This is a genomic window from Halomonas sp. MCCC 1A13316 (assembly GCF_014931605.1).
Taxonomy (GTDB): Bacteria; Pseudomonadota; Gammaproteobacteria; order Pseudomonadales; family Halomonadaceae; genus Halomonas.
Genome location: NZ_CP053382.1, coordinates 2395047 through 2421155 on the forward strand (window position 1 = coordinate 2395047; position 26109 = coordinate 2421155).

The following is a 26109-nucleotide window of genomic DNA, read 5'->3' on the forward strand; positions in this document are numbered from 1 at the left end:
TCGCCCTCATCAGGCCCCCTTCTCCTCCTGCAACACCCGTATGACCTCCGGCACCGCCAATGCCTGGTCCTCGATCGTGCCGTAGAGGTCGCGAACCGCGGCCGCCACACCGCGAGCCACGCCAAGCTCGTCGGTCATGGCATGATAGTAGCCGATATCCTTGCTGGCATTGGCCACGCTGAAGCGGAAGCTGGAGGCGTCGCCGGCCTCGATAAAGGGCCGCAGTCGCTCGAGGATCACCCCGCCACCGCCGCCCTTGCTCAGCACCTCCAGCAAGGCCGCATCGTCGATGCCGGCATGGCGCGAGGCCACCGTGGCCTCGGCCAGCACCGCCGAGAACCCCAGGGAGACGTAGTTGTGGACTAGCTTGAGGGTATGCCCGGCGCCCACCGGCCCGGCATGGGTAATGTTCTCGGCGAAGCTCTCGAGCAGCGGATGCAGCTCGGTGAACAGTGCCTCGGGCGCACCCACGATCAGGTTCAGCCGTCCCTCGGCCGCCTCCTTGGGGGTTCGCGTCATGGCCGCGTCCATGAAGCGTCCTCCCGCCTCCTGCACGCGCGCGGCGACCCGCTCGGTGGAGCTCGGCAGCGCCGTTGAACAGTCGACCACCACGCTGCCCTCGCGCAGCCCCTCGAGCACGCCACCGGGCTCGAACAGCACCGCCTCGACCTGGGGCGAACCGGTCACGCAGAGGATGATCACCTCGGCGGCCTCGGCCACCTCCCGCCCCGAGGCCCTGGCCTCCGCGCCGGCGGCCAGCAGGTCCTCCACCGGCTGGTTGCCGGGGTGGTCGAGGAAACAGAGCCGGTGACCGGCACGCAGGATATTGCTGGCGATTCCGTGGCCCATCAGGCCCACGCCAACCATGCCCACACGAAGGGGGTGACTCATTGCAGAACTCCACTGTCAGGTTGAAGAAGGGGTGGTTCAGCCATGGTGGATGGCCACCGTCTTGATACGGGTATAGCTCCTCAGACCCTCGAAGCCCTTCTCGCGGCCATGGCCCGAGCGACCGACACCCCCGAAGGGCAGCTCGACGCCCCCGGCGGCGCCGTAGTTATTGACGAACACCTGGCCGCTGCGGATGCCCTTGGCCAGGCGCAGCTGCCGTCCGCCATCGCGTGTCCAGACCCCGGCGCACAGTCCGAAGTCAGTGGCATTGGCCAGTTCCAGCGCCTCGGCCTCGTCGATGAAGCACTGCACCACCAGCACCGGGCCGAACAGCTCCTCGCGCAGCACCTCATGGTTGGGGGGAATATCGGCCAGCACCTGCGGCACCACGAAGTGCCCCGCCACCGGTGCCCCCTCGGCCAGCCGGCCCCGGGCCACCACCCGGATGCCGTCGGCCAGGGCCCGCTCCAGCCGTGCCTCGAGCTTGTCCCGCTGGCGGGCATTGATCAGGGGCCCGCAGTCCGCATCCGCCTCGCCGGCATCGCAGCGCAGGGCCGAAAAGCGCTCGGCGAGCCGTGCCAGCACCGCCTCGGCGCACTCCTGCTGCACCAGCAGGCGGCTGCCGGCGGAGCAGGTCTGGCCGGCGTTCTGGATGATGCCGCGCACCACCGCCTCCAGTGCGGCCTCCATGTCGGCATCGGCGAACAGCAGCTGGGGCGACTTGCCACCCAATTCCATGGTCACCGGCACATGCTGCTCCGCCGCTGCCCGGGCCACCAGGGTGCCGGTCTCGGGCGAACCGGTGAAGGAGAGATGCTGGATGCCGGGGTGGGCCGCTAGCGCCGCTCCCACCTCGCGGCCCAGCCCTGGCAACACGTTCAGGGCACCGGGCGGCAGGCCGTTCTCGACGGCCAGCTCGGCCAGGCGCAGCACGCTCAGGCAGGCATCCTCGGCGGGCTTGAGCACCACGGTGTTGCCGGCCGCCAGTGCCGCCGCCACGCAGCGGCCGAAGATCTGCGCCGGGTAGTTCCACGGGATGATCTGGGCGCAGACGCCGTAGGGCTCGCGCAGGGTCATTACCGCGAAGTCGTTGTCGAAGGGGATCGTCTCGCCGTGCAGCTTGTCCGCCGCCCCGCCATAGAAGCGGAAGTAGCGAGCACAGGCGGCGATATCGCCGTGCGCCTGGGTCAACGGCTTGCCGGTGTCCGCACACTCCAGCGCCGCAAGGCGCTCGTGGTCGGCTTCGATGGCGGTGGCGAACGCCAGCAGCCACTCGCTGCGTCGGCGCGCGCTCCACGCCGACCAGTCGCCCAGCCGGCCGGAGAAGGCGCGATCGGCGGCAGCGACGGCCTCGTCGACCTCCTCGGGGCGGCAACGGGCGATGCGGGTGATGGTCTCGCCACGGGCCGGGGCCTCCACCTCCAGGGTGTCGCGGGTTTCGACCCAGGCGCCGCCGATCAGGGCGCCCCGGGGGGGCATTGCGAGTCGTGGTGACATGGTCGCACTCCTTGTCATTGTCTTGCGGCGGGTCAATAGAGCAGGTTGACCAGCCCCATGGAGATCCACGGCATGTAGGTGATCGCCATCAAGCAGGTCAGCACCACCAGCACGAAGCGCACCAGGTGGGGCAGCATCTGGTCAATCGAGATCCTCGCCACCGCACAGGCCGCAAACAGGTTCACCCCCAGCGGCGGGGTGATCATGCCCAGCGCCAAGTTGACCACCATGATCAGCCCGAAGTGCACCGGCTGGACCCCGAACTGCACCGCGATCGGCGTCAGGATCGGCGCCAGCACCAGGATCGCCGCACCTGTCTCGATGAACATCCCCACCCCCAGCAGCAGTACGTTGACAGCCAGCAGGAAGGTCCAGGGGCTGTCGAACACCGTGGTCACCCAGCCGGCCACCTCGCGAGGCAGCCCCGAACGGCTGATCAGGAAGCTGAAGAGTGCCGCGGCCGCGATGATCAGCATCACCGCCGCGGTGGAAAGCACACTCTGGCGCAGGATCGGGCCCAGGTCGGCCAGCGTCAGCTCGCGATAGACCAGCCCGCCCACCACCAGGGCATAGAACACCGCCACCGCCGCGGCCTCGGTGGGGGTGAAGATGCCCCCGTAGATGCCGCCGATCACCACCACCGGCATCAGCATGGCGGCCCAGGCGCGGCGGAAGGCGACGCGGAACTCGCTGCGGTCCTCGCGATCCTGCAGGCCGTAGCCGCGCAGCTTGCAGAACAGGTAGAGGAACGCCAGCAGGGCGCCGCCGATCAGCAGCCCCGGGCCGATGCCGGCGATGAACAGCTGGCCGATGGAGGTATTGGTGCTGACGCCGAACAGGATCAACGGAATCGACGGCGGGATCAGCACCCCCAGCTCCGCCGACGAGGCCTGGATAGAGGCGGCCAGCGGCTTCGGGTAACCGTGCCGCACCATGGCCGGAATCAGGATGGCGCCGATGGCGAAGGTAGTGGCCACGCTGGAGCCCGACACCGCGGCGAACATCATGCACGTCAACACGCAGGACATGGCCAGGCCGCCCTGCACGCCGCCGACGATGGATTTGGCCAGGTCGACCAGGCGGCTGGAGATGCCGCCTCCCGCCATCAGGTTGCCGGCCAGGATGAAGAACGGAATGGCCATCAACGGGAAGTGATCGAGGCCGACGAACATCTGCTGCGGCACCATCAGCAGCGGCAGGCTCGAGAAGTACTCGATACCAATGATCGAGGCGAGCAGGATGGAGACGGCGATCGGCACGCCGACCGCGAACAGGATGACCAGCGAGAGGCCGATGGCGAGGTTCATGGGCGAGGCCCTCCCTGGGTGTGATGGTGCACGTCGGCGTCGGCCTCCCCGGGGGCCGCTCCCCGGAGCGTCGATGTCACCGCGTCGGCCCGCTGAGCGGAAATGGCTCGGTCGGGATCGGTCTGCGCCTCCGGTTCGGCGGCCTCGTCATGCTGGGGCCCTAGCCCCTCGCGGGCCGTGGCCTGGGCCAGCAGGCGCCCCACCACGGCCACCATGGCGATTGCACTGCCCACGGGAATCGCCGCATAGGCCCAGGAGATCGACACCTCCAGCGCCGAGAGGGTCTGGCGGCTGACACGATCGGTCATCAGAATGCCCTGATAGAAGAGCACGCCGAGCACCAGCAGGCAGCAGAGGCCGATGACCAGTTCGAGCCCCAGCATCATGCGCCGCGGTACCAGCTTGTAGATCAACTCCACCGCCATCATGTAGCCACCGCGGAAGGTCGCCGCGGCGCCCAGGAACACGCACCAGATCATGGTCGCGCGGGACAGCACCTCCGACCAGGTCGAAGGTGCATTGAAGATGAACCGGGTCAGCACCTGGTAGAAGCCCAGCGTCACCGAGACGATCAGCATCAGTATCGCGATCGCCATCGCCAGCCGGGTCAAGCAGTGCTCGAAGCGTAGAAACCAGGACACCATAGTGTGAGTTCCCAAGTCGGTCGGGGCCGGTCACGGATAACCGGCCCATGGGCAGGCGGCTCAGCAGTCGCTATTGCGGATGCGGGTGAGCATGGCGTCGCCATACTGCTCGACGAAGCGCTCGTGCACCTCGCCCACGGCGTCCTGGAACGGCGTCGCGTCGACCTCGGTGTTGACGGTCATGCCCTCGCCGCGCAGGAACTCCACGCCCTCGTCCTCCAGCCGCGAAACCTCGGCCCGGGTCGCCTCGGCGCCGGCCCGGGCGGCCTCCACGAACCAGCCGCGCTGCTCGTCGCTGAGGCCGTCGAGCAGCACCGGCGAGCCGAGCATCACCGCCGGCGAGTAGACATGCCCGGTCAGCGACAGCTGGTCCTGCACCTCGTAGAGCTTGGCCGCCGTGATCACCGTCAGCGGGTTCTCCTGGCCGTCCACGGTGCCCTGCTGCAGAGCGGTGAACAGCTCCGGCATGGCCATCGGGGTGGGGCTGGCCCCCAGGGCCTCGAAGGCGTCCTGGTGGATGCGGTTCTCCATGGTGCGGATCTTCAGGCCGCTGACGTCGTCGGGGCTGGTGATCTCGCGGCGGCTGTTGGTGATGTGGCGAAAGCCGTTCTCGGCCCAGGCCAGGCCGACCAGGTCGTGCTCGCCCATCTGGTCGAGCAGCTCCTGGCCGATCTCGCCGTCGAGGACGCAGCGCGCCTGGTCGTAGTCCGCGAACAGAAACGGCAGGTCGAGCACATAGGTGTCGGGCACGAAGTTGCCCAACGGGCCGGTGGAGGTGATGACCACGTCCACGGTGCCGATCTGCAGGCCCTCGATCATGGCGCGCTCGCCGCCCAGCGAGCCGCTGGGGTGCTCGGCGGCGGTAAACTCGCCGCCGGAGAGGCGTTCGAGGGTCTCCTTGAAGGCGCGATAGCCCTCGCCGTAGTGGGATTCGCTGGGAATGGCGTAGCCGACGTTGACCTCGGTGGCGGCCTGGGCCGGGAGGACCAGCGCGGTGGCGACGAGGCCACCGATGGCGGCGGTGAGGGCGCGGCGAGCGAAGCGTTGGGTCATGGCAATGTCCTCGATTGTTGTTGTGATACTGGTTGTGATGCTTGGATGATGGGCCGTTCACCCGCCTCGGGCGGCACGGCCCCGGCTGCATGCCCGCCGGTAAGGGCGGGCGGCAAGTTCAGGAACGCTCGGCGAGGTAGGCATCGACGATCTCGCCGAAGTCGGCATCGCGCCGGAACCCCAGCCGGTCGGCCCTGGCGGTATCGAAGCGCGCCGGCCAGCTGGCGACGAGGCTGCGGATGCGTTCGTCCGGCTCGTGGCGAACCCTGGCCACCGCCTCGTCGCCGGCGACCTCACGCAGGGTGTCGAGCATCTCCGCCACGCTGACGGTGATACCGGGCAGCATCAAGGCCCGGAAGGCGCCCAGGGCCTCGCCGGGCACCTCCGCCGCGAGGATGAGCGCCTCGATCACCCGGGACGGCGACAGCACGAACAACTCCTGGTCGAGAGGCACCGGGCAGATCGCTTCCTCGCCGCTCAGGGGCTCCCGCAGGATGCTCGAGGCGAAGCTCGACGCCGCGGCGTTGGGACGGCCGGGACGGATGACGATGGTGGGCAGGCGCAGCACGCGGCCGTCAACCAGCCCGCGCCGGCTGTAGTCGTTGATCAGCAGCTCGCACATCGCCTTCTGGGTCCCGTAGGAGTTCTGCGGCTGGACGGCGGTCATGTCATCGAGCACCTCGGGGAGTTCGCCGCCATAGGCCGCCACCGAACTGGCCATCACCAGCCGTGTCTCGGCCAGCCCGTGCCGGCGGCACCCCTCGAGCAGCGAGCGGGTGGCATCGAAGTTGACCTTCATGCCCAGGTCCAGGTCCGCCTCGGCGGCCGAGCTAACCACCGCCGCCAGGTGATGGATCACGTCGGGCCGCTCGGCCAGCACGCTATCGAGGCCCCCGGGGGTGGTGATGTCCAGAGCCCGCGAGACGATCTCGATCGCGCCGGCATCGGGTGCGGGCGGCTCCACCTGGTCGATCAGCGTCAGGCGGCGAATCGCCCGGCCATCAAGCTCTCCGCGCTTGACCAGCTGCCTGACCAGGCGCTGCCCGAGGAAACCGGCGGCACCGGTGATGGCGATATGCATGATTGTCTCGCTCCTGTTGTCCTTGTTGCGTTGTTTACTGCCCATGGGCCCGAGCCCGATCCTGGCGCAATGTCCGCCCTTACCCCGTGGGGGAAAGACTCCACCCCTGGCGGTTACCGCCCAAGGGTCACCTCCCCTGGGTGGCTCCGTGAGAATCCGTCAACCCGTACGCCCTTCCCCACCCCAGCCCCTCGCGGGTACCGCCGGCCGGGCAATACTCGCAGCCCACCCAGCCGCCGTAGCCCAGCGCTTCCAGCCGTGCGAACAGGGCCGGGTAATGCACCTCGCCAACGTCCGGTTCGTGGCGCTGCGGCACACCGGCGACCTGCACGTGGCCGATCCGCGGGAACTGCCGTTCCAGATGGTGGGTCAGGTCGCCCTCCATGATCTGGCAGTGGTAAAGGTCGAACTGCAGGCGCAGGTTGGGTTCGCCCACCTCCTTCAGCACCGCCATGGCCTGGTCCTGGTGCGAGAGGAAGAAACCGGGCATGTCGCGGGTGTTGATCGGTTCGATCAGCACCTCTCGGTCGAGCTTCGCCGCCTCGCGGGCGGCGAAGCGCAAGTTCGTCACATAGCTGGTGTGATGCGCGGCCCGCACGTCTTCCTGGGCGCGGCCATCGGCATCCATCGGCAGTAGCCCCGCCATGGCGTGCACCCGGGAGCAGCCCAGGGCCTCGGCGTAGCGCAGTGCCTCCACCACGGAGTCGCGGAACTCCGCCTCGCGCCCCGGCAAGCTGGCCAGGCCACGCTCGCCGGCTTCCCAGTCGCCGGGGGGCAGGTTGAAAAGCACCTGCTCCAGGCCGCTCTCGTCCAGTTCCGCACGCAGTGCCTCGGGCGTATAGGCATAGGGAAAAAGGTACTCGACGCCGCGGAAGCCGGCCTCGGCCGCCGCCACGAAGCGGTCGAGGAACTCATGTTCGGTGAACAGCATGCTGAGGTTGGCGGCCAGTCGGATCATCATCGGCTCCTACGGTGAGGGCGAGCGCAGTCAGTTTTCGGGCAAAGCCTTAGTCGCGGGGGAAACGGGCCTCCAGTTCGGCCACCTGCTCGGCAGTCAGGGCACGCGGATTACGGCCATGCAGCAGCAGGAACAGCTTGGCGGTCTCCTCCAGCTCCTCGGTGGCATAGACCGCCGCCTCCAGGCTCTTGCCGGCCACCACCGGGCCGTGATTGGCCAGCAGCACGGCACTGTGCGCTCCCGCCAGGCCGCGCACCGCATCGCCCAGGGCCGGGTCGCCGGGAATGTGATACGGCACCAGCGGCAACCGGCCCACGCGCATCACGTAGTAGGCGGTGAGCGGCGGGATGCAGTCGCACGGGTCGATGTCGGGCAGGCAGGAGACGGCCACCGAATGGGTGGAATGAAGATGCACGATGGCCTGGGCCTGGGGGCGCTCGGCGTACATCGCCATGTGCAGGAAGTGCTCCTTGGTGGGCTTGTCGCCGTCCTGCCAGGCGCCTTGACGATCGAGGCGCGAGATGCGCGCCGGGTCCAGCCGCCCCAGGCAAGCATTGGTGGGCGTCATCAACCAGCCGCCGTCATCCGTGCGCACGCTGATGTTGCCGCTGGAGCCCATGGTCAGGCCGCGATCGAAAAGCGATTGGCCCAGCGTGGCGATCTGCTCGCGCAGGCGGGTCTCGTCATGGACGCTCATGCTCGCCCTCCCCCGTCATTTCGTCCAGCACCGCGAAGGCGCGCGAGAAGAACTCCTCGCCGCCGAAGTTTCCCGACTTGAGCGCCAACGACAGCGGTGCCTCGCGGCCGGCCAGCGGTGCCTGGGTCCAGGGCACGCCGGGGTCGATCTGGCCGCCGATACGCAGCTGGCGAATACCCAACGCCGAGACCACCGCGCCGGAGGTCTCGCCGCCGGCCACCACCAGACGCCCTACTCCTTCACCGACCAGGGCCCGCGCCAGCCGCCCCAGCACCTGCTCGACCAGCTCACCGGCACGTTCGACGCCAAGCGCAGCCTGAGCGACCTGGACGCGTTCAGGGTCGGCGGAAGCGTAGATCAGCACCGGGCCACCCTTGGCGAGCGCCTCGCGGGCGAAGACCAGCGCCGCCTCCAGGTGGGCCTCCCCTTCGGCAAGCGCGAGCGGGTCCAGGGCGAAACCCGGCTGACCTTCGAGAAAATGGACCACCTGGCCCAGTGTGGCCCGTGAACAGCTGCCAGAGAGCACCAGAGCGCCACCCGTTGCCACTGCCAGGCGGCCCGGTTCGCTGACCTCCGCCAGCCAGCCGCGGCGGCGATACTGTTCGGGCAGCGCCTGCCCCAGGCCCGAGCCGCCGGTCACCAGGGGATAGTCGACGATGGCTGCGGCCAGCAGCGCCAGCTCGTTATCGTCCAGGGCGTCGCAGATCACGTGGCGCACCCGCTCGGCGGCCAGCATCGCCAGATGCGCCCGGGTGGCCTCGATACCGCGGGCCAGTACCGGCCGGGCCAGCAGGCCGACCGCATGCGGCGTCTGTCGGCCCAGCACCCGCACCAGGTCGGCATCGGTCATGGGGTTGAGCGGATGATGCTGCATGCCGCACTCGTTGAGCAGGCGGTCGCCGACGAACAGGTGGCCCTGGTAGACCGTGCGGCCATTGGCGGGAAATGCCGGCACCATCACCGTCTGCCGGGCATCGAGCCGCTGCATCAGGGCATCGGCCACCGGCCCGATATTGCCGGCGTCGGTCGAGTCGAAAGTGGAGCAGTACTTGAAGAAAATCTGCCTGGCCCCCTGGGACCGCAGCCAATCGAGCGCCGCCAGCGAATCCGAAACCGCCTGCTCGGCGGGCGTGGAGCGCGACTTTAACGCCACCACCACGGCATCCACCTCGCCTAGGTCGATCCCGGCACCCGGTACGCCGATGGTCTGAACGCAGCGCATGCCGGCGCGTACCAGGTTATTGGCCAGATCCGTGGCACCGGTGAAATCGTCGGCGATGGCGCCCAGCACCAGAGTCATGTCACTCGCCCCCGGCATCGTTGGCGGCTTCGGGAAGCGCGATGCCCGACAGCCGCTGGTAGACCTTGATCACCGCGGCATCGTCCTCGCGGCCGAACCCGGCGCCCCTGGCGGCGATGAACTGCTGCAGGGCAGAGGCTGCCACCGGGGTGGGCATGGCCAGCTCGCGGCCGGTCTCGTGCACCAGGTTCAGATCCTTGATGAAAATGTCCACCGCCGAGAGCGGTGTATAGTCGCCCGCGAGCATGTGCGGCACGCGGTTCTCGAACATCCAGGAGTTGCCCGCCGAGTGGGTGATCACCTCATACACGGTCTGCGGGTCGAGCCCCAGGCGAATGCCCAGCGCCATGGCCTCGGCGGCGGTGGCGATGTGCACCCCGGCCAGCAGCTGGTTGACCAGCTTCATGCTCGAGCCGACGCCGGGGGTATCGCCCAGCCGATAGACGGTAGCCGCCATGGCATCCAGCACCGGCGCGGCCCGGTCGAAGGCTCCCAATGCACCCGAAGCCATGACCGACAGCTCGCCGCTGCGCGCCTTGGCCGCCCCGCCGCTCACCGGTGCATCGAGCATGGCGAGCCCCATGGCATCGAGGCGGGTACCGAGGTCGCGGGCGAAGGACGGCGCCACGGTGGCACACTGGATGACCAAGCTCCCCGGCGCCAGCCGGGCCGCCACGCCCTGCTCGCCGAACAGCACCGCCTCGACCTGCTCGGCATTGACCACCAGCACCACCACGACCTCGCACGCCGCCAGTTCCAACGGCGTTGCGACGCTGCGCCCGCCCTCGGCCTCGAACGCCTGCCGGGCCTGGCCGGCGATATCGCAGCCCAGGATGTCCAATCCGCGCTCATGCAGGGCCAGCGCGGCGCCCCGGCCCATGGCACCCAGGCCGATGACTCCGATGCGCGGGCTATCCGGGCTATTGATTGGATGGCTCACCTGGCGCTCCTACGGTTGATGGCATCGATCGCCACAGATGAAAGTTAACTGGTAGCGCTAACATGTTAGCGCTACCATTCTTGTAGTAGATCGTGATCCAGCCAGCAAGGCCCCAGGGTGAAAGGTACGACCAATGTCTAAACGCAAAGCCAACACACGCCAACGGCGCGGCTCCGCCCAGCCGACCCTCGCTCAAGTGGCCGAACTGGCCGGCGTCTCCTCCATCACAGCCTCCCGTGCCTTGAACGACCCGGAGCGCGTCAACGCGGCGACCCGCCAGCGCATCCTCGACGCCATGGAGCGCATCGGTTACGTGCCCAACCTGGTAGCCGGCAGCCTGGCCTCGGCGCGCTCGAGATTCATTGCCGTCGTCGTGCCCTCGCTTGCCAACGCCGTTTTCATCGAGGTCATCCAGGGCCTGCAGGCCACCTTCGAGGCCGCCGGCTATCAGATCCTGCTCGGCAATACCGACTACGACATCGAACGCGAGCATCAACTGGTGCGAACCTTCCTCGGCTGGTCCTGCTCGGCCCTGGTCACCGCAGGGCTCAGGCATACCCCGGCGTGCCGCGAGCTGCTTGCCGGCTGCAACCGTCCGGTCATGGAGGTAATGGAACTGGGCGAGGCACTGGACCTGAACGTGGGCCTGGACCACGAAGAAGCGGGCAGCTGCATGGCCCGGCACCTGCTGCAGCGCGGCTACCGCGACATCGTCTACGTCGGTGCGCGCATGAGGGAGGATTACCGCGCCGCCATGCGCTATGCCGGGCACCGGGCGGTGCTCGAGGCGGCAGGCCTGACGCCCCACCTGCTCGAACTCGACCGGCTGGGTAGCCTGGAAGCCGGTGCCGAGGGCCTGGAGCGGGTTCGCGACCAGTTTCCCGGCGCCAAGGCGGTCCACTTCGCCAACGACGACCTGGCCACGGGCGCCCTGCTCCACGCCCTGCGCCTAGGCCTGCGGGTACCCGAAGAGATCGCCCTCGCCGGGTTCAACGGCCTGCCACTGGGGCAACACGTCACCCCGCGACTGACCACGATACAGTCTTCCCGGCACACCATGGGGCGCCTGGCCGCGGAACAGGTCCTGCGCTGCCTGGCAGGAGAAGAGATCGAGACGCGCCGGCAGAATGTCGGTTTCACACTGCTCGAGGGTGAAAGCACCTGAACCGGGCACCACTCAAACGACAGGCTCGCAAAAAGCGGCGACCGCGCAGGGCTGATGGTCACGAGTATATAAAGCGAAAGGCAGGAGGATAAGGCAGGAAAAAAATGGAGAAAGATAAAAGCAGGAAGAAAACGGGAAGGACCCTCCTTGGCCCTTGGCAGCGAGTGCCTATCAGCGGATATAAGCCGCGATAGCATCGCGGGCCGCTTGCTGAGCCAATGCATGGGAGGCCCAGTGGTTCAGAACTTCACACGCAAGATCCGCGTTGGATTTTATAGTCATGAGGTTTCTCCTGTGTGACAACCAGAAACATCATGCCCCAGCTTTGTCGACATTTCATCAGGGTGAAGAAACTTTGCCCTTGTAGCCTAAAGATACGCTGCTGTATGTCACGAATCGTACGTTTGCACCGAACAGGCGCATGGAAAAGGCTTCCAAAACCGTTCTGGTGCATGGATCTTCCTATGGCTGAATAAGGGCTGATCTGCTGGAAATCATCGGAAGAGCGTGCAGTATAATACTCATTTTTACCTACAAACCAAAAAAAGTGAGCAACTTACTACACATTATTTGGATCATCGGCTACAATTGAGCATCATAGTGCTCAATGGCTTTCCGAATGCAGCTCACTGTTCAGATCTACCTCGACCACCGCTGGCATGATGCCGCCACCTTGACCATTACTGAACCGGCGCGCGGCACGCACGGCCCTGCGCGGCTGAGCTATGGCCAGGCGTATGCGCTGGAGTGGCTATCTCGAGACGACGAGCACGCCTGCAGCCTGACACTCCCCGTGGAGCTGATGCTCACCCACGAGGCACCGCGCTGGTTCGGGTTTCTCGAGGACATCATGCCCGCCGGCGCTAGTCGCCGGTACTGGGTGGCGCATCTGGGCATCCAGGCGCTGTCGGCAGGAGAGCAGGATAGCGAGCTACTGCGGCACGGGACGATCGCCCCGGTGGGCAATCTGCGGATCAAGGAAGCCGTGCCCGAGCGCCCCCCGGGCACTCGTTTGGAGCAACACCGCTTTTCGCTCGAAGACGTGGTCGAGCGACATACCGACTTCCTCGAATACGCCCAGCAGATGGGGGCGGCCAGTGGAGGCGCCACCGGCGCCGGTGGCGAAGCGCCCAAGCTGCTGGTGCGCTGCGACGAGCAGGACAGGATCTGGATCGATACCTGGCAGGACGATCTCACCAACAGGGACGATCACTACTTGGTCAAGTTCCCCCGCGGACGGCGCAGCGAGGACGATTGCGACATACTGCGCGCGGAGTACCACCATTATCAGGAACTGCACGCGCTGGGGGTCGAAACGATCGATACTTCGCGCATGCGATTGATCGAGGGGCAGCGCTACCCATCACTCTGGCTCCCCCGCTTCGACGTGGAAATGCACTCAACGGGGCTCGTTCGGCATGGTCTCGAATCGATCTACGCCTTGTTCAATGCAGCCCCAGGCTCTTTTCTCGATCACTTCGCCATTCTGGAGGGACTCGTCGCGCGTCTCGAGCGTCAATATCGCGTCACGGAACGCGGGGAGCCTTTCGACCGCGAAGCGTTCGTCATCGAATGGGTCAGGCGCGACCTGCTCAACGTAGCCTTCGGCAATTCGGACAATCATGGTCGCAACGCGGCACTGATCAAGCGCCCCGAAGGCATCTGGCACGCGCCGGTATACGACTTCGCCCCGATGAAGGCCGACCCCGAAGGGGTCACGCGCACCACACGCTGGGGCTCGCCCTTCGAAGAAGGTGGTGAGTACGATTGGGTCGCCATCGCCCAGGCACTGGATCACCTCGCACCCCCGGAGCGCACACTGACGGCCCTGCGTGCCACCGCGACCCGCCTCATCGGGCTACGGGATCGCCTGGCCGAGCGTGGTGTGCCGAAGCGCATCCTAGACATGCCCGCCGTCGGCCTGGGCTCGTTGGAAACTCGACTGACACGCTGGGGGCTGATTTGAACGGGAAACTGACATGAAGAAGCGCACGCTATCACCGGAGGCGCGCGAACAAGCCCTGCTGGCCGTCATTCAAGCGCTGATCAAGGGCGATATCGACGAAGGCCAGGCGCTGCGGCGGCTGCGCCGCGATACGCTGGGGCTTTCGCAACAAGCCTATGCCGACCTGGTCGGTATCAGCCGGCGCACCCTGTCGGACCTGGAGCAAGGCAAGGGCAACGTTTCGCTTGCGGTCATGAACCGCGTATTTCGGCCATTGGGTTTGAGGGTCGGCCTGCTGCCTCGCCAGCCTGCGCTGCTGGAGAAGGCACTGGCCTTAACTAACTCTATCTCGTAATTGGTGTAGAATTAGTTAAATTGTTCATCGATACCTCGCCATGGCCTATCAGCAGTTTCAACCTGAACAGTCCCGGGTAGCAGTCAATGCCATCCAACTCTTCGAAGCACTCGAGCACCATCGTGCCCAGGCACGCCAGGTCAAGGGCTCGATGCACTGGAAGCGTATCCAAGGGCGAGAGTACCTCTACCATGCCTACACAGGCGGCAAGAACCACTCCTTGGGCCCTCGCTCTGCCGAGACAGAAGCCATTAGGAAAGCCTTCGATGCTCGCAAAGCGGAATACAGATTGCGGGAGCAGTCGCTGAAGGAACAGCTCCAGGTGCACTCCGCCTATATCCGAGCCAATCGGCTGAACCGATTCCCCATAGCCGGTGCCAGGGCGATACGAGCATTGCAGCGCAAGGCCGTCCCTTTCCGGATGATCGGAACCAATGCCCTTTACGCCTATGAAGCCCGTTCCGGTGTGCTGATTGAACCTGAGCACCTGGCGACCGCTGATATCGATGTGCTCATGGTCACCCGGCAGGGATTGAGAATCGTCACGGCACTCGAAGGTGAAACCCTGCTATCCGTCATCCAATCCAGCGATCGCTCCTTCCAGCCGCTCACCGATACTCCCTTCGAGTTTCGAGCCGCCAATGCCAAAGGTTACATGATCGACCTCATCACCCAGGCCGTCGACCCCATGACGGTGAGTGACTTCGAGCGTCATCTGGAGCGCGGTGATTGGAAGCCGGTAGGCATCGACTCACTGAAATGGGCCATCGCCTCACCGCGCTTCGAGGCAACAGTCTTCGATGAGCGAGGTATGCCGCTGCGATTGTCTACCGTTGATCCGCGCGCCTTCGTGCTGCACAAGTGGCATGTCAGCCAGCAGCCCGACCGGGAGCCGGTAAAACGTTATCGCGACGAGGCACAGGCGCGCCTGGTCGCCACTCTGCTTCGCGATGAGCTGCGAGAATTGTCTACCACCCGAGCCGTCGAAAGAGCCTTTCCCCACCTCGTCAGACAGCGGGCCAGCAGCCAGATCGACGAATTCGACGTGTAGGAAATGTTGGCAGATCGTATGCCGACCTGGTCGATGGCGGTCATGAATCGTGTCTTTCGGCCGCTGGGCTGAGGGTCGGCCCGCTGCCCCGCCAGCCTGGGATGCTGGAGAGGGCCATCGCCCTCAGCGATAATGGAGCGACCGGCAATCGGTCCCCCAACCCAAGCGGATAACCATGCTCTTCGAGTTCCTGATCGTCCTCGCCCTGATCCTGCTCAACGGCCTGCTGGCCATGTCGGAACTGGCCATCGTCTCGTCCCGTACGCTGCGGCTCAAAACGAGAGCCGAGCGAGGCTCGCGCGGTGCCGCCATCGCGCTCGCCCTGATCGAGGAGCCGGGCCGCTTCCTCTCCACAGTGCAGATCGGCATCACCCTGGTCGGCGTGCTCTCCGGGGCCTTCTCGGGCGCCACACTGGGCCTGCGGCTCGCCGATGCCCTGCCCGCCCTGGGGATACCGGCGCAGCTCGCAGAACCCCTGGGGATCGGCGGTGTCGTGGTCGCCATCACCTACCTGTCGCTGATTATCGGCGAACTGGTGCCGAAGCAGATCGCGCTGGCCGATCCCGAAAGCGTTGCCTCCCGCGTGGCGCCGGCCATGCGACGGCTCTCTCAGGCCTCCGCCCCGCTGGTGTGGCTGCTGGATCGCTCGGGCCAAGTCCTGCTCGCCCTGCTTGGCCAGTCGGGAAAGCGCGACACCGCCGTGAGCGACGAAGAGATCCGCATGCTGATCGCCGAGGCGGCAGGTGCCGGTGTCATCGAGCAGGGCGAGACCGAGATGATCACCGGCGTCATGCGTATCGCCGACCGCACCGCCCGCGGCTTGATGACGCCGCGCCACGAAGTCGAGATGGCGGAAGTCGGCGAGAGCCGCGCCAAGATACTGGCTCGCTTCCGCGCGTCTGGCCGCTCGCGCCTGCCGCTGCGCGGCCAAGGACGGGACAACATTCTCGGCCTGCTGCACAGTCGCGACCTGCTGCAGGCCACAGATCCGAACTTCGATGCAGCTGCGCTCGTCCGGCGCACGACGGTGATAAACGATGCCCTGCCGGCCATGCAGGTAATAGAACGGCTCAAGACCTCCCCCGAGCATATGCTGCTGGTCTACGATGAGTATGGCAACTTCGAAGGCATCATCACGCCGATGGACATTCTCGGTGCCATCACCGGCAGCTTCGACGACTCGGAGACGGACGAGCCCAAGCTGCTCGAGCGTGGCGATGGCTCGCTGCTCGTGGCGGGCTGGATGCCGGTCGACGAGTTTGCCGAACGCATCGGCATCGAGCTGGAGCCGCACCCCGAATACGAGACGGTGGCTGGCTTGGTGCTCCACCAGATCGCAGAGCTGCCGCAAGTGGGCCAGCACGTGACGGTCGGCGACTGGCGCATCGAGGTCATCGACATGGACGATCGACGAATCGACAAGCTGCTGGTACAACGCATCAGCGCATCGGAGTGAGACTGACTTTCACAAGCTTGGCCGTTGACCCAATTCAACGTATCCGATGCCTATAAGGAAACTTCGCATGCCCGCGAACCTCGCCGAACTGCTCAACGCCGTGGAGCGCATCGCCCGGGAAGCCGGCGAGGCCATCATGCGAATCTATGCCCGGGACTTCACGGTGGAAGTGAAAAAAGACGACAGCCCCCTCACTGAGGCCGACAAGGCTGCCCATGACGTGATTGTTGCGGGGCTTAAGGCACTATCGGAAGCCATTCCGATCCTCTCCGAGGAGGACATCGAGGCCTTCTCGGGGCCGAACGGTGCGGGGCAGTACTGGCTGGTCGATCCCCTCGACGGCACCAAGGAGTTCATAAAGCGTAACGACGAGTTCACCGTCAATATCGCGCTGATCGAGCATGGCAAGCCGGTGCTGGGCGTGGTGGTAGCACCGGCGCTGAAGTGCACCTATCTGGCGGCGCGGGGCATCGGCGCGTTCAAGGTCGACGACAGCGCCGAGCGCACGCCGATCCATGCCGCCGGCAGGCCTGCAGCGGGTACCCGGTGGCGGGTGATGGGCAGCCGCTCACATACCAACCCCGACCTGGAGGCCTGGCTCGAGCCACTGGGGGATTACGACCTGGTGCCGATGGGCAGCTCGCTGAAGTCCTGCCTGGTGGCGGAAGGCAGGGCCGATGTTTATCCTCGCCTCGGCCCCACTTGCCTATGGGATACCGGCGCCGCCCAGGCAGTTGTCGAGCTGGCCGGTGGCCGAGTGGAAACACTGAACGGCGAGGCACTGAGCTACGCCACGCCCGAACGCTACCTCAACCCGCATTTCGTGGTGTGGGGGCACACACCCTGACACAACGACCAACGGCTTCGACGGCCGCTCACCATTGCCTCACCTCGAATCATGCACATTCGAGAGGTTGGGCCTTCTCGATGCGCTCGAGCCGCTTGACGTCATGCAATGCTTCCCACAGGTCCGCTTTTTGCTGCAAATTCAGCCAGAACGGGGGGGAATTACCGAAAACTCGAGCAAGCATCAGCGCAGTATCCACAGTTACGGCCCTTTTGTTTCGGCATAGCTCGTTCACAAGGCGGGGAGAGACCCCCATTTTCTCAGCCAGTTTGGTTTGGCTGAGGCGAAATGGCTCGAGAAACTCGTGAGTCAGCATCTCGCCGACAGTGGTAGGTTTGCGATTGATCTTGAACATCACCATCACCTGTAGGTGTGAGAATCCAGATAAACGTTATGGGCCCTCTCCCCATCCCATTCGAATATGAGCCGATACTGTTTATAGACGCGAATCGAGCACTTCCCTTCCAACCTGCCTTGCAGGTGCTCAAACCGGTTACCAGGTGGAACGCGAAGGTCGCTCTCATCCGCAGCGGCTTCGATGATGTCCAGCTTCCTTGTCAAGGCTGATTCGATAGTGCTGGGTATCTCCCTATGGTCCCTTCCATCAACGAAAAAATCCTCAAGCCAAGCATCACGAAAATTGTTGATCATCCCTGCCCCCTTATTGATTACGCTATACCGCCTAGCGGTATAAATCAAGCCAGTCCGGGCCAGGAATTCTTGTCCGCCTGAAATCTTTTTTCGTGGTGTGGGAGGCACACACCCTGACGCAGCGGATCAACTCTTGGGCGTCGGTTGGCTCAGTAGGCTATATACCTGCTACACCTACCTGCACAGGACAGATGCATAGGAAATGTCACAAAGCCCAGGGGCAGGGAGGACACAATGCAGCGCCTGTACTTTCTGATACCCGACAAGGAGACCACGACCGACATCGTCAACGAGCTGAACATGATGGGATTGGCCAAGGACAACCTGCATGTGGTGGGCAAGGACTGGAAGCCCCTGGAAAAAGAAGGGGTACCGATCGCCACCCTGGTTCAGACGTCCGATGTCGTCAATGCCTCGAAGCGCGGCGCCATCGTTGGGGCCGTACTAGGCTTGGTGCTGGGCGTGATAGCGCACTACGTCCTGATCGATACGAACATCGTCTGGATGGCACTCGGCATGGCCGTGTTCGGTGCCCTGTTCGGCGTATGGGCGGGCACCATGGTCGGCGTGTCGGTGAAGGACATCAAGGTCGACAAGTACGACAAGGCGATCAAGCGAGGCGCCATGCTGCTGATCATCGACATACCCGACGAACGGGAAGAGGCCTACCGGGAAGTCATCAAACGCCACCATCCCGAGGTCGTCATCGACAAGGTGAAACCCCAGGAGCGCAAGCAGCACGTGGGCGAGGGCCACTGACTCGACCGGCCTGGCTGGGGGGTGAATGGGCTCGTTGCCATGCCAGCCCGTGTTGCTGAAGCGCGCCCTGCCGTAGCGCTATTGAATCGGTAGTGTGGTACAAATGGCCGCAGAGATACTCGCTTTGACTCGGCCAGTGCTGCCAATTACCCTTGAGAAGTAGGTTAAAGGAACTTAAATACCGACTGAACCATGAAAAAGACGCTGATCAATCGACACAAGTACCCAGAGCTTGATCTGATCCTTTGGGATCGGGCCGAGGCATTCGTCGAGCCCGATGTCGCGTTTCATCTGTACGAAGAGCGCTGGCGCTTCGTTGACCAGGACCGTCTTGAGGAAGAAGAGCGAGAATTGATACTCGAACTCATGAAAGCCTATGGCCACGGGCACATGCTGGTAGCATGACTTACCGCCGAGCGCACCACCGCGCCATTGACCAGCTACTCACGCATTTCGATGCCGATTTTCTTTCAGCTAACAACATACTGTTTGGCGGCGGCACCAGGATCGCGCTAGAGCTGCATGAGTTCCGCGAATCCGTTGATATCGACCTGTTCTGGCCTACCGAGCGGCCAGATCAGCCATCACGTCGCGAAGCTTTGGCCCCCTCTTACTGCCAGGCCGAACTTTGACGCGGTTCAACGACCGAGAAATACGGGCGGATAGAGACGCCATTCGCGCTCTTCTTGAAGGCCCAGGCCATCCCATCAAGCTTGAAATCATTCATTTCGACAACGAAGCAATCAAACCTGACCCACGTTCTCAACTCTTTCCCATCCCGATCGTTGGGAAGGAAGGCTGCTTTGCCACAAAGCTGACAGCCAATGCCGACCGTTACGTGAATCACAGCAAGGATATTCTAGATCTGTGCATGATGCGGCGAGAATGGGGAGAGATTCCCGAAGCAGCATGGAAGATCGCCTGTGAGGAATATGGGGAAGGCGTCATTCTGCGTGGTTTAAGCTGTGCCCTCAGCCAAGTGGTAGCCAATCAGCACGCTGTACTCGAGCATGCGATGACATCTTTGCAGATGGAGCAGGCCTTAGCCGAAGAGCTGGTCGCCACGCAAGCGCCTGAATGGCTTGGCAAGCTCGGCTTGCACTAGGCATGGGCCAAACCTCCACCTGCAAGCCTTACACTCGGTGGCTCCTCGGCTTTCGCCCTACTCCGCCGTCTCGCGCTTGCGCACCACGTCGATGGTTTTCTGCTGCCGTGTCCACTTGCCCTCGGGCTTGTCCACGTACTGGAAATATTCGTTGGTGAAATTGCCTTGGTTGCAGGCATAGCGATAGCTAATCGTCGGTACACCGTCGCGTGGCAGGACCCTGTTGAACACTCCCGGACCGGTCAGCTGAAAGACACCCTTCTCGGTCGTTTTCTCGATATTGGCCAGAATGGCCTTCGCGATGCTCACCATGTGGGGGTACTCGGGCCTGCTGGCGATGAAGTAATTGCTGATGTCACCTTTCCGTGCGGTGACGAAGAGCGCTTCCAGCTTGGGCCTGACGATCCTCGCTAAAGGCCAAACGGCATGTGCGTCGATATCCATGTAGACACCGCCATGCTTCTGCAGCACCAGCACCCGCCAGAAATCGGCCTGGGCCGCCCCCACCTGCAAGCGTGAATAGGCCTCGAAGATCTCCGGCGAGTAGTTCTCGCGAATGAACGCCGCCCGCGCCTCGGTGACCATGAAGCGATACTCGAACCCCGGCGCCATCAGGCGGTTGAACAGATAGTTCAGGTAGACCGGAAGTGTGACCTTATCAGTGAAGTTGGTTTGCCAGAGGATGCGCGGCACCTTGGAAGGCCGGCTGGAGCGCCACCAAGGCGCCTCCCGCTCGGGGATAGTAAAGCGCTTGTGGGGGAAGACATAATGGAAACCATACGACGCCACCTTGGTGAGGTTTGCCAGCAGTTTCACGACTCTGGCAAAGGCCAGAACACCGATATTCTTCACACGCTTCCCCTTTTCGAAGGCTGTAATAGCCTAGCCCGGGCATGCCTCGCCTGGCTACCCAGCTACGACTCGATGCCGGCCATAGGGTTCCGAAGAGCTACCCATTTCTTACTGCAGGTTCCACAAAACGCCTTGCGTAACCCCATCTCACTGCTATTCGCGACAGACTCGTAGGCCTTCGGTTAAAATAACGGGCGAATGTTATGTTTTTCTTTCGAGACCGTAATGGACAGCAACAATAACGCGTTGACCCACCGGGCCAACGCCGATGGCAGGGAGCTGGAAGCATTCATCGGTGGCTGCCTCGAAGAAGACATCACCACCTATAACGCCTTGGCAAGCGTTTGCTTGCCAAGGCTGCTTGGCGTGTCTGCTCGCTTTCTCGAACAGCCCAGTCACCGGGAAGCGGTATGTCGCGACACCCTGCTGATTGCCCGGCGCAACCTGAGTCAGCGCGACCGCAAGGTTTCGGCAAGTTGCTGGCTGTATGGCATCCTTGGCAGCCGGCTCTACAACCAGCTGCTGGCACTGCACGGCTCGTTGAGCGGCGTGATGGAACGTCTTGGCAGCCTGGCCACCCCCTACAGGGGAAAGCTTGAGACCCCCACCGGACCGCGCCCGGCGCTGCTGAGCGGCGCGCCCCTGGTGTCGCTGGCCGACAAAGTGCCACCCGTTCCCCCTTCCCCTGCGCTGCTGAGCGATTTACGCGAGAGCATTGAAGCGGAAATTGCCCATCGGCGAGCCCCGCTGACACCGACCGGCGAGCTGGTTTACCCACCGCTCTACGACCCGGCGCTACGCTACCGCATGCTCTGCTCTCGCACCGCTCACGTACTCAAGGAAGGCTTCAAACGCCACCTTGGACGACCGCTCGAGGAGTGGCTGTTCCGGCGCTGGCTCGACGGCAAAGCCGGCGGTGCCCTGCTTGAGCAGAACGGACTGCCACGCCGGAGCGTGGAGGCCTATCTCGACGAACGGCTCGATATCGCCATCGACCCTGAGGCGCTGGAATGCGGGCTCGATTTTCCCGTATCGTTTCCCAGCCGCAGCCAGCGACGCCGGATAGCCAATTTCTTCATCTGGTCCGGCGACTGGGATCAATTGACCATGAACCTGGCCAACAGCCAGCGGCGGCGATTCATCCAGGACCTGTGGACCCAACGGCTCGACCTGACTGCCAGCGCCAGCTATGCCGAACTGATGAGCAGGCTGGAGAAAGGGCTTCCACGGCGTCTACATCATCAGGGCATCCTGCTCGACTCCGAACGACGCATACTGGCCTACCTGTCACGCTATCTGCTCTACATGGAAGACATGAGCTGTTTCGGCTTCAAGTCCGACCTGGGCAAGGATCGGCTCGGTGTCGTCCTCGATCGGAATGGCAACATAATCAAGATCAACAAAGGGTTGCATCGGCTGGCCATGGCCCGGGTCGTGGGGCTCAAGCGCGTTACGGTCCGGGTACGAGGCGTTCATCAACACTGGTGGGAAGCGCACAAGACAGGCGCACGAGGACGCGAGGCAATGGAGAACGTCGCCATGTCGCTTCCGTCCCCTGCGCTCTATTACTGACAGCGCCCTGCCATAAGCTTGGGATGGAAGCAGACAGCGCTTTTAACGCCGTCTTCGCACTGTGGTAGCCTTGCGCCTACCAGCCTGCCTGAGGGATACACGTGGCCCAGAAACGCTTCGCCTTCGTCATCAAGGACCTTTATGGCGGTGGCGCGGAAAAATCGTTGCTCTACACGGCCGACCAATTGCGCCAGCGCGGCCATGCGGTGGTCGTCTTTACCCTGCGCGAACGGATCGAGCATCGCATCCCCGAAGGCCTCGAGATCATCAACCTGGGCGTCATCAACCCGCTCAACAAGGCGCTCACGACGGTACTCACCGAGAAATGGCAGGCCCGCCGGATTGCCAAGGCGCTCGCCGAATGGCAGCCGGACGTGACGATCTCCTGCGCCTGCGACAGAATCACCCGGCACCTCAGCGACCCCAACCTCTACTTCTGGGTCAAGTCGGACATCTCGCAGAAATTCAGCGACCTTAGGAAGCTCCAACGCGCCTATGACAAGGCGCACCGCTTCTACGATGGACGCAAGGTCATCGCCGTCTCCCACGGCGTAAAGGAAACTCTCGAGAATGTCGTGGGGCTTCAGGCCGAAACGATCATCCCGATTTACAACCCCTACGAGCGCGAGCCTTTCCTGGCCCTGGCCGCAGAGCCCGCCGAGCTGCCCGAGAGCGACTACTTCATCTGTCTCGCCGCCATCGAGCCGCGCAAGCGCCACGACCGCCTGCTGCGCACCTATCAGCGCAGCGGCGTCAGCACGCCCTTGATTATCCTGGGCAAGGGCAAAGCCGAGCATGAAGCCAGTGTGAAGGCACAGATTCGGGAGCTCGGCCTCGAGGATCGGGTAACCATGGCGGGATACCACACCAACCCCTACCCCTGGATCGCCAATGCCAAAGCAGTCATTCTCACTTCGGATGCCGAAGGCCTGCCGCGGGTATTGATCGAGGCCCTCATGCTGCACGTCCCGGTAATCAGCACCGATTGCCCCAGCGGCCCCCGGGAGATACTGACCGGCGAGCTGAGTGACTTCCTCGTGGCACAGGAAGACGAAGCCGGCCTGGCCGAGGCAATCGCCCGCATGGATCGCGAGCCCGTCGCGGTAGACGAGCGCTATTACCAGAAATTCCTGACGGAAAACGTCATACCCCAGTTCGAAGCGCTCTGAGCCTGCCGACACATGAAACTGCTCGACATACCGTTCAACGATCGCCGCCGACGCTATCTCGTCTTTCACGCCAACGACCTGCCCGAGCGGCTGTCGCTTGCCAGCACCGCAACGACCCAGGAATTCGAGGCCATCGGCAGCAGTCGGTTCTTCCTTTCACGCGACGGCCACCTGCTGGCCAAAGTGGTGCCGGACAAGTTTCGCAAGCGCCAAGCGCCGATGAAGTGGCTGCTGCGCGACTACCTGGAGAAGCGGTGGCTGGGACAGTGCGCCGCACGCAAGGAGTTCCGCAGCCTGCGGATACTACGCCGCGCCGGCCTGGCCACGCCCCGCTGCCATGGCTGGGGCATCTCGCTCAACCCCGGCAATCGAAACGGCTCGCTGCTGCTCATGGAGCGAGTCTCTCACGCCCGCCCCGGGGGCGAAGTCTTCGATGCCATGAGCGAGGCCGAGCGCATTGCCTTCCTTGAGCGCTTCTGCGCCGAGGTAGCCCAGCTCGCCCGCTTCGGCTACGTACACCGCGACCTGCACTACAACAACCTGCTCATCAGCGCCGAGGGAAAATTGCTGTGGATCGATACCCACGTGCGGCGATTACCAACGAAAAGCGCCGACCAATGGCTGGCGCTTGAGAATTCATTGACGGTGAACAAGCTTCGGGGGGAGCGCTACAGGAGCTACGCGGAACAATACCTCAGGGCTTACTTCCCCCACACTCCGAGCCGCTGCCCTCCATCAACATCAGTTGAACATACTGATCGGCGATAGCGCTGGGCTTGAAGGTCTCATAATGGCGAGACTTGATGACAGGCGGGTTTTCGATCACCTCGGCAATGCGAGAGCCCAAAGCCTCGCCATCATCGAGAGGTGCCAAGCACCGCTCCAAGCCCTCTCCCAGAACCTCCCGAGGGCCCGACGGACAGTCCGTGCTGACCACGGGGGTACCGCACACAAGCGACTCCGCTATGACGCGACCGAAACCTTCATAGTCCGATGCCAGCACAAGCAAGCGGGCGTGGTGCATGTACGGGTAGGGATTTTCCTGCTGCCCCACGAACGTTACCCGATCGGCAATACCGAGTGAATCGACGATCTTCTTGGCCTCGTCGATCTCACCATCACCCACGACCAATAGTCGCTGGGATACGCCGCTTATGGCATAGGCGTTGAAGAGTCTGTCGTAGCGCTTCTGGCGCTTGTCCAGCCGCCCCACGTAGACGATGTAATCGTCGTAGGGTACGGACTCCTTCATCGCAGTCTGAATAGCCACGGCATCGATGATGTTCGGAATCACGCGGCTCACGGCCGGCCCGATACCCAGCCGCGCCAGCGAATCGAGCATTCCGCGCGAGATGGCGAGAACTCTCCGCCTATGGTAGAGACGACGCAGGCGCGCAAACCGCCCAGGGCGTCGCGACCCCATGAGCGCGACGGTGGGATCGGTACGTATGCAGAGCCAGGCTCGTTTAGCCAATGAAGAACGATTGATGACTTGGTGGGAATAATGAAGATTCGCTACGACCAGATCGAATTCATGGGCCTGATCACGGAGCCATTGATCGAGCAGGCGAGCATGGAGCCGATAACGGCGTAGTTTCTGCCAAGGGCTACGGTATTGGAAATCCAGTACCTTGATACGCACCCCTTCCGGTGGCTCATGCCAGACCTTGTCCTGCAACGAGACGATGGAGACTTCGCAGTCTCTCTCAGCGAGCGCACTCGACAATGCAATGATGGAGATCGGTGCTCCGCCACCTCCCAAGTGGTCGGTCACGAAAAGAATACGTTTCATAATCGGCGCACCGCTCCTACCTTATTAATATGACCACCTTCAAGACTGCACAGTCTAAAGTGCTGACTTGCTTATCAACTTTTCAGCTTCGACTTCATGTAACGTAGAACACTACGCACAGCACTCTTTGCTTTACCGTTTCGAACGGAATAGCTCACTACATGAGTAGCAAGGCCGAACGGTATATCACAACCGTTCTTATAATATGCATTTATCTTTTTGTATGCGCGAATAAAATCGAGCTCCTTCCTGTCTTCTGGAGCAAGCATATCTCTCAGCTTTTTCTCTTCTTCGATTGCTATCTCATCAATACTATTTACTTCTTCTCTAGAAAATCTTTTTTTTGAAAGCCGATAACCCGAGTGAACTCGATACTTGAAAAGAGGCTTCTGAATTGAACCTATTATCGCACCATAACTCATGGCCCGTGCAATCAGCATTCTGTCTTCCCGGTAAGCAAGACTTTCATTGAAGCCTCCTATCGCGAGGAAAAAATCTCTTTTTATCATGATAGTTGGTGCGTGTATAGAAGACTCTCCAAAAAAAAAGTCTTGTATGGATTCAAGTTTTGGTTGTATCGCGCTGCGATTTACCAAGAAGCCATCTGAATCAAAACGATCAAATGAGCATACGCTTATATCAAGCCCCCTTTGAACCATCTCTTCAAGCTGGAATGATACCTTATTTATATAATATACATCGTCATCATCAAGAAAAGTTACATACGCTCCTTTCGAAAATTTAACTCCGTTGTTTCTTGTGGCGGACACACCGACATTACTTTCATTCACGACATAACAAACGTTGCCCATACAAAATTCATTTACTAGATCACGAGTTTCCAACTGCATTTCAGTGCCGGCGCCATTGTCATCTACCAGTATGATTTCGATATGCGGGTAGCGTTGGCTCAAAACGCTTCCCATCAATTCCTCGAGAAACTGAGGCCTACCATAAAGCGGGATAACTATTGAAACTAAGGGCTCAGCCTGCATGCGCTACGATCCATTATTTAAAAAAAG

General features: G+C 63.0%; 28 protein-coding genes. 13 read left to right on the forward strand and 15 right to left on the reverse strand.

Annotation, left to right across the window (positions count from 1 at the left end):
• Positions 1-9: 9 nt before the first annotated feature.
• From HNO52_RS11105 to ltnD, 10 genes are all read right to left on the reverse strand, one after another.
• The gene (locus HNO52_RS11105; protein ID WP_197565387.1) at positions 10-891 is read right to left on the reverse strand and encodes an NAD(P)-dependent oxidoreductase; all 882 of its coding nucleotides are present in this window, start codon (positions 889-891) and stop codon (positions 10-12) included.
• A 36-nt stretch (positions 892-927) separates the two neighbouring features.
• Positions 928-2388 (reverse strand): aldehyde dehydrogenase family protein, encoded by a 1461-nt coding sequence (locus HNO52_RS11110; protein ID WP_197565388.1) that lies wholly within the window; start codon positions 2386-2388, stop codon positions 928-930.
• Between the two features lie 32 nt (positions 2389-2420).
• A complete protein-coding gene (locus tag HNO52_RS11115; RefSeq protein ID WP_197565389.1) occupies positions 2421-3695 on the reverse strand; it encodes a TRAP transporter large permease in 1275 nt (424 codons plus the stop codon).
• The gene (locus HNO52_RS11120; protein ID WP_197565390.1) at positions 3692-4339 is read right to left on the reverse strand and encodes a TRAP transporter small permease; all 648 of its coding nucleotides are present in this window, start codon (positions 4337-4339) and stop codon (positions 3692-3694) included. The genes HNO52_RS11115 and HNO52_RS11120 overlap by 4 nt, the downstream gene beginning before the upstream one ends.
• A gap of 60 nt (positions 4340-4399) precedes the next feature.
• On the reverse strand, positions 4400-5392 hold the full coding sequence (locus HNO52_RS11125) for a TRAP transporter substrate-binding protein (RefSeq protein ID WP_197565384.1): 993 nt from the start codon (positions 5390-5392) through the stop codon (positions 4400-4402).
• A 118-nt stretch (positions 5393-5510) separates the two neighbouring features.
• Positions 5511-6473, reverse strand: a complete 963-nt coding sequence (gene denD / locus HNO52_RS11130) for a D-erythronate dehydrogenase (protein ID WP_197565391.1) — start codon at positions 6471-6473, stop codon at positions 5511-5513.
• A gap of 127 nt (positions 6474-6600) precedes the next feature.
• Complete coding sequence (gene otnI, locus HNO52_RS11135) at positions 6601-7431, reverse strand: 2-oxo-tetronate isomerase (RefSeq protein WP_197569192.1); 831 nt, start codon at positions 7429-7431, stop codon at positions 6601-6603.
• Between the two features lie 49 nt (positions 7432-7480).
• Positions 7481-8128, reverse strand: a complete 648-nt coding sequence (gene otnC, locus HNO52_RS11140; protein WP_197565392.1) for a 3-oxo-tetronate 4-phosphate decarboxylase — start codon at positions 8126-8128, stop codon at positions 7481-7483.
• Entirely contained in the window at positions 8115-9428 is a 1314-nt protein-coding gene (otnK, locus tag HNO52_RS11145) for a 3-oxo-tetronate kinase (protein ID WP_197565393.1), read from the reverse strand. Before otnK ends, otnC begins: the two co-directional genes overlap by 14 nt.
• A 1-nt stretch (position 9429) precedes the next feature.
• Positions 9430-10368 carry an L-threonate dehydrogenase gene (gene ltnD, locus HNO52_RS11150; protein ID WP_269476057.1) on the reverse strand — a complete coding sequence of 313 codons (939 nt, stop codon included), beginning with the start codon at positions 10366-10368 and terminating at the stop codon, positions 9430-9432.
• Between the two features lie 133 nt (positions 10369-10501).
• Between ltnD and HNO52_RS11155 the strand changes: the two genes are divergently transcribed.
• The 6 genes from HNO52_RS11155 (at position 10502) to cysQ (ending at position 17187) form a co-directional block, all read left to right on the forward strand.
• Positions 10502-11533, forward strand: coding sequence for a LacI family DNA-binding transcriptional regulator (locus HNO52_RS11155; protein WP_197565394.1), 1032 nt, complete (start codon positions 10502-10504; stop codon positions 11531-11533).
• Between the two features lie 619 nt (positions 11534-12152).
• Positions 12153-13499, forward strand: coding sequence for a type II toxin-antitoxin system HipA family toxin (locus HNO52_RS11160; RefSeq protein WP_197565395.1), 1347 nt, complete (start codon positions 12153-12155; stop codon positions 13497-13499).
• Positions 13500-13512: 13 nt separating this feature from the next.
• Positions 13513-13833 (forward strand): helix-turn-helix transcriptional regulator, encoded by a 321-nt coding sequence (locus tag HNO52_RS11165; protein ID WP_197565396.1) that lies wholly within the window; start codon positions 13513-13515, stop codon positions 13831-13833.
• A 40-nt stretch (positions 13834-13873) separates the two neighbouring features.
• On the forward strand, positions 13874-14884 hold the full coding sequence (locus tag HNO52_RS11170; RefSeq protein WP_197565397.1) for a GSU2403 family nucleotidyltransferase fold protein: 1011 nt from the start codon (positions 13874-13876) through the stop codon (positions 14882-14884).
• 175 nt (positions 14885-15059) lie between these two features.
• Complete coding sequence (locus HNO52_RS11175; RefSeq protein ID WP_197565398.1) at positions 15060-16340, forward strand: hemolysin family protein; 1281 nt, start codon at positions 15060-15062, stop codon at positions 16338-16340.
• A 67-nt stretch (positions 16341-16407) separates the two neighbouring features.
• Positions 16408-17187, forward strand: coding sequence for a 3'(2'),5'-bisphosphate nucleotidase CysQ (gene cysQ, locus HNO52_RS11180; RefSeq protein WP_197565399.1), 780 nt, complete (start codon positions 16408-16410; stop codon positions 17185-17187).
• A 49-nt stretch (positions 17188-17236) separates the two neighbouring features.
• Here the strand turns inward: cysQ and HNO52_RS11185 are convergent, their stop codons facing one another.
• Positions 17237-17542: a HigA family addiction module antitoxin gene (locus HNO52_RS11185; protein ID WP_197565400.1), complete on the reverse strand. Its 306-nt coding sequence runs from the start codon at positions 17540-17542 to the stop codon at positions 17237-17239.
• Positions 17543-17547: 5 nt separating this feature from the next.
• Positions 17548-17838, reverse strand: a complete 291-nt coding sequence (locus HNO52_RS11190) for a type II toxin-antitoxin system RelE/ParE family toxin (RefSeq protein WP_197565401.1) — start codon at positions 17836-17838, stop codon at positions 17548-17550.
• A 234-nt stretch (positions 17839-18072) separates the two neighbouring features.
• On the opposite strand from HNO52_RS11190, the gene HNO52_RS11195 reads away from it, so the two are divergent.
• The 4 genes from HNO52_RS11195 (at position 18073) to HNO52_RS11210 (ending at position 19702) form a co-directional block, all read left to right on the forward strand.
• Positions 18073-18597: a DUF1269 domain-containing protein gene (locus tag HNO52_RS11195; protein WP_197565402.1), complete on the forward strand. Its 525-nt coding sequence runs from the start codon at positions 18073-18075 to the stop codon at positions 18595-18597.
• A 192-nt stretch (positions 18598-18789) separates the two neighbouring features.
• On the forward strand, positions 18790-19002 hold the full coding sequence (locus HNO52_RS11200; protein WP_197565403.1) for a hypothetical protein: 213 nt from the start codon (positions 18790-18792) through the stop codon (positions 19000-19002).
• Positions 18999-19229, forward strand: coding sequence for a nucleotidyl transferase AbiEii/AbiGii toxin family protein (locus tag HNO52_RS21240; protein ID WP_197565404.1), 231 nt, complete (start codon positions 18999-19001; stop codon positions 19227-19229). The genes HNO52_RS11200 and HNO52_RS21240 overlap by 4 nt, the downstream gene beginning before the upstream one ends.
• The gene (locus tag HNO52_RS11210) at positions 19226-19702 is read left to right on the forward strand and encodes a nucleotidyl transferase AbiEii/AbiGii toxin family protein (RefSeq protein ID WP_197565405.1); all 477 of its coding nucleotides are present in this window, start codon (positions 19226-19228) and stop codon (positions 19700-19702) included. Before HNO52_RS21240 ends, HNO52_RS11210 begins: the two co-directional genes overlap by 4 nt.
• 57 nt (positions 19703-19759) lie before the next feature.
• Here the strand turns inward: HNO52_RS11210 and HNO52_RS11215 are convergent, their stop codons facing one another.
• Positions 19760-20554: a glycosyltransferase family 32 protein gene (locus HNO52_RS11215; protein ID WP_197565406.1), complete on the reverse strand. Its 795-nt coding sequence runs from the start codon at positions 20552-20554 to the stop codon at positions 19760-19762.
• A gap of 225 nt (positions 20555-20779) precedes the next feature.
• On the opposite strand from HNO52_RS11215, the gene HNO52_RS11220 reads away from it, so the two are divergent.
• The 3 genes from HNO52_RS11220 to HNO52_RS11230 all read left to right on the forward strand — a co-directional run bounded on the left by HNO52_RS11220 (position 20780) and on the right by HNO52_RS11230 (position 24063).
• On the forward strand, positions 20780-22126 hold the full coding sequence (locus HNO52_RS11220) for a hypothetical protein (protein WP_197565407.1): 1347 nt from the start codon (positions 20780-20782) through the stop codon (positions 22124-22126).
• 101 nt (positions 22127-22227) lie between these two features.
• On the forward strand, positions 22228-23295 hold the full coding sequence (locus tag HNO52_RS11225; protein WP_197565408.1) for a glycosyltransferase: 1068 nt from the start codon (positions 22228-22230) through the stop codon (positions 23293-23295).
• A gap of 12 nt (positions 23296-23307) precedes the next feature.
• Entirely contained in the window at positions 23308-24063 is a 756-nt protein-coding gene (locus HNO52_RS11230; protein WP_197565409.1) for a lipopolysaccharide kinase InaA family protein, read from the forward strand.
• On the opposite strand, the gene HNO52_RS11235 is transcribed toward HNO52_RS11230, so the two are convergent.
• Together HNO52_RS11235 and HNO52_RS11240 are read right to left on the reverse strand one after the other, a co-directional pair.
• Positions 23990-25087: a glycosyltransferase gene (locus HNO52_RS11235; RefSeq protein WP_197565410.1), complete on the reverse strand. Its 1098-nt coding sequence runs from the start codon at positions 25085-25087 to the stop codon at positions 23990-23992. The genes HNO52_RS11230 and HNO52_RS11235 overlap by 74 nt on opposite strands.
• Positions 25088-25161: 74 nt before the next feature.
• Positions 25162-26082, reverse strand: a complete 921-nt coding sequence (locus tag HNO52_RS11240) for a glycosyltransferase family 2 protein (protein ID WP_197565411.1) — start codon at positions 26080-26082, stop codon at positions 25162-25164.
• Positions 26083-26109: the final 27 nt, after the last annotated feature.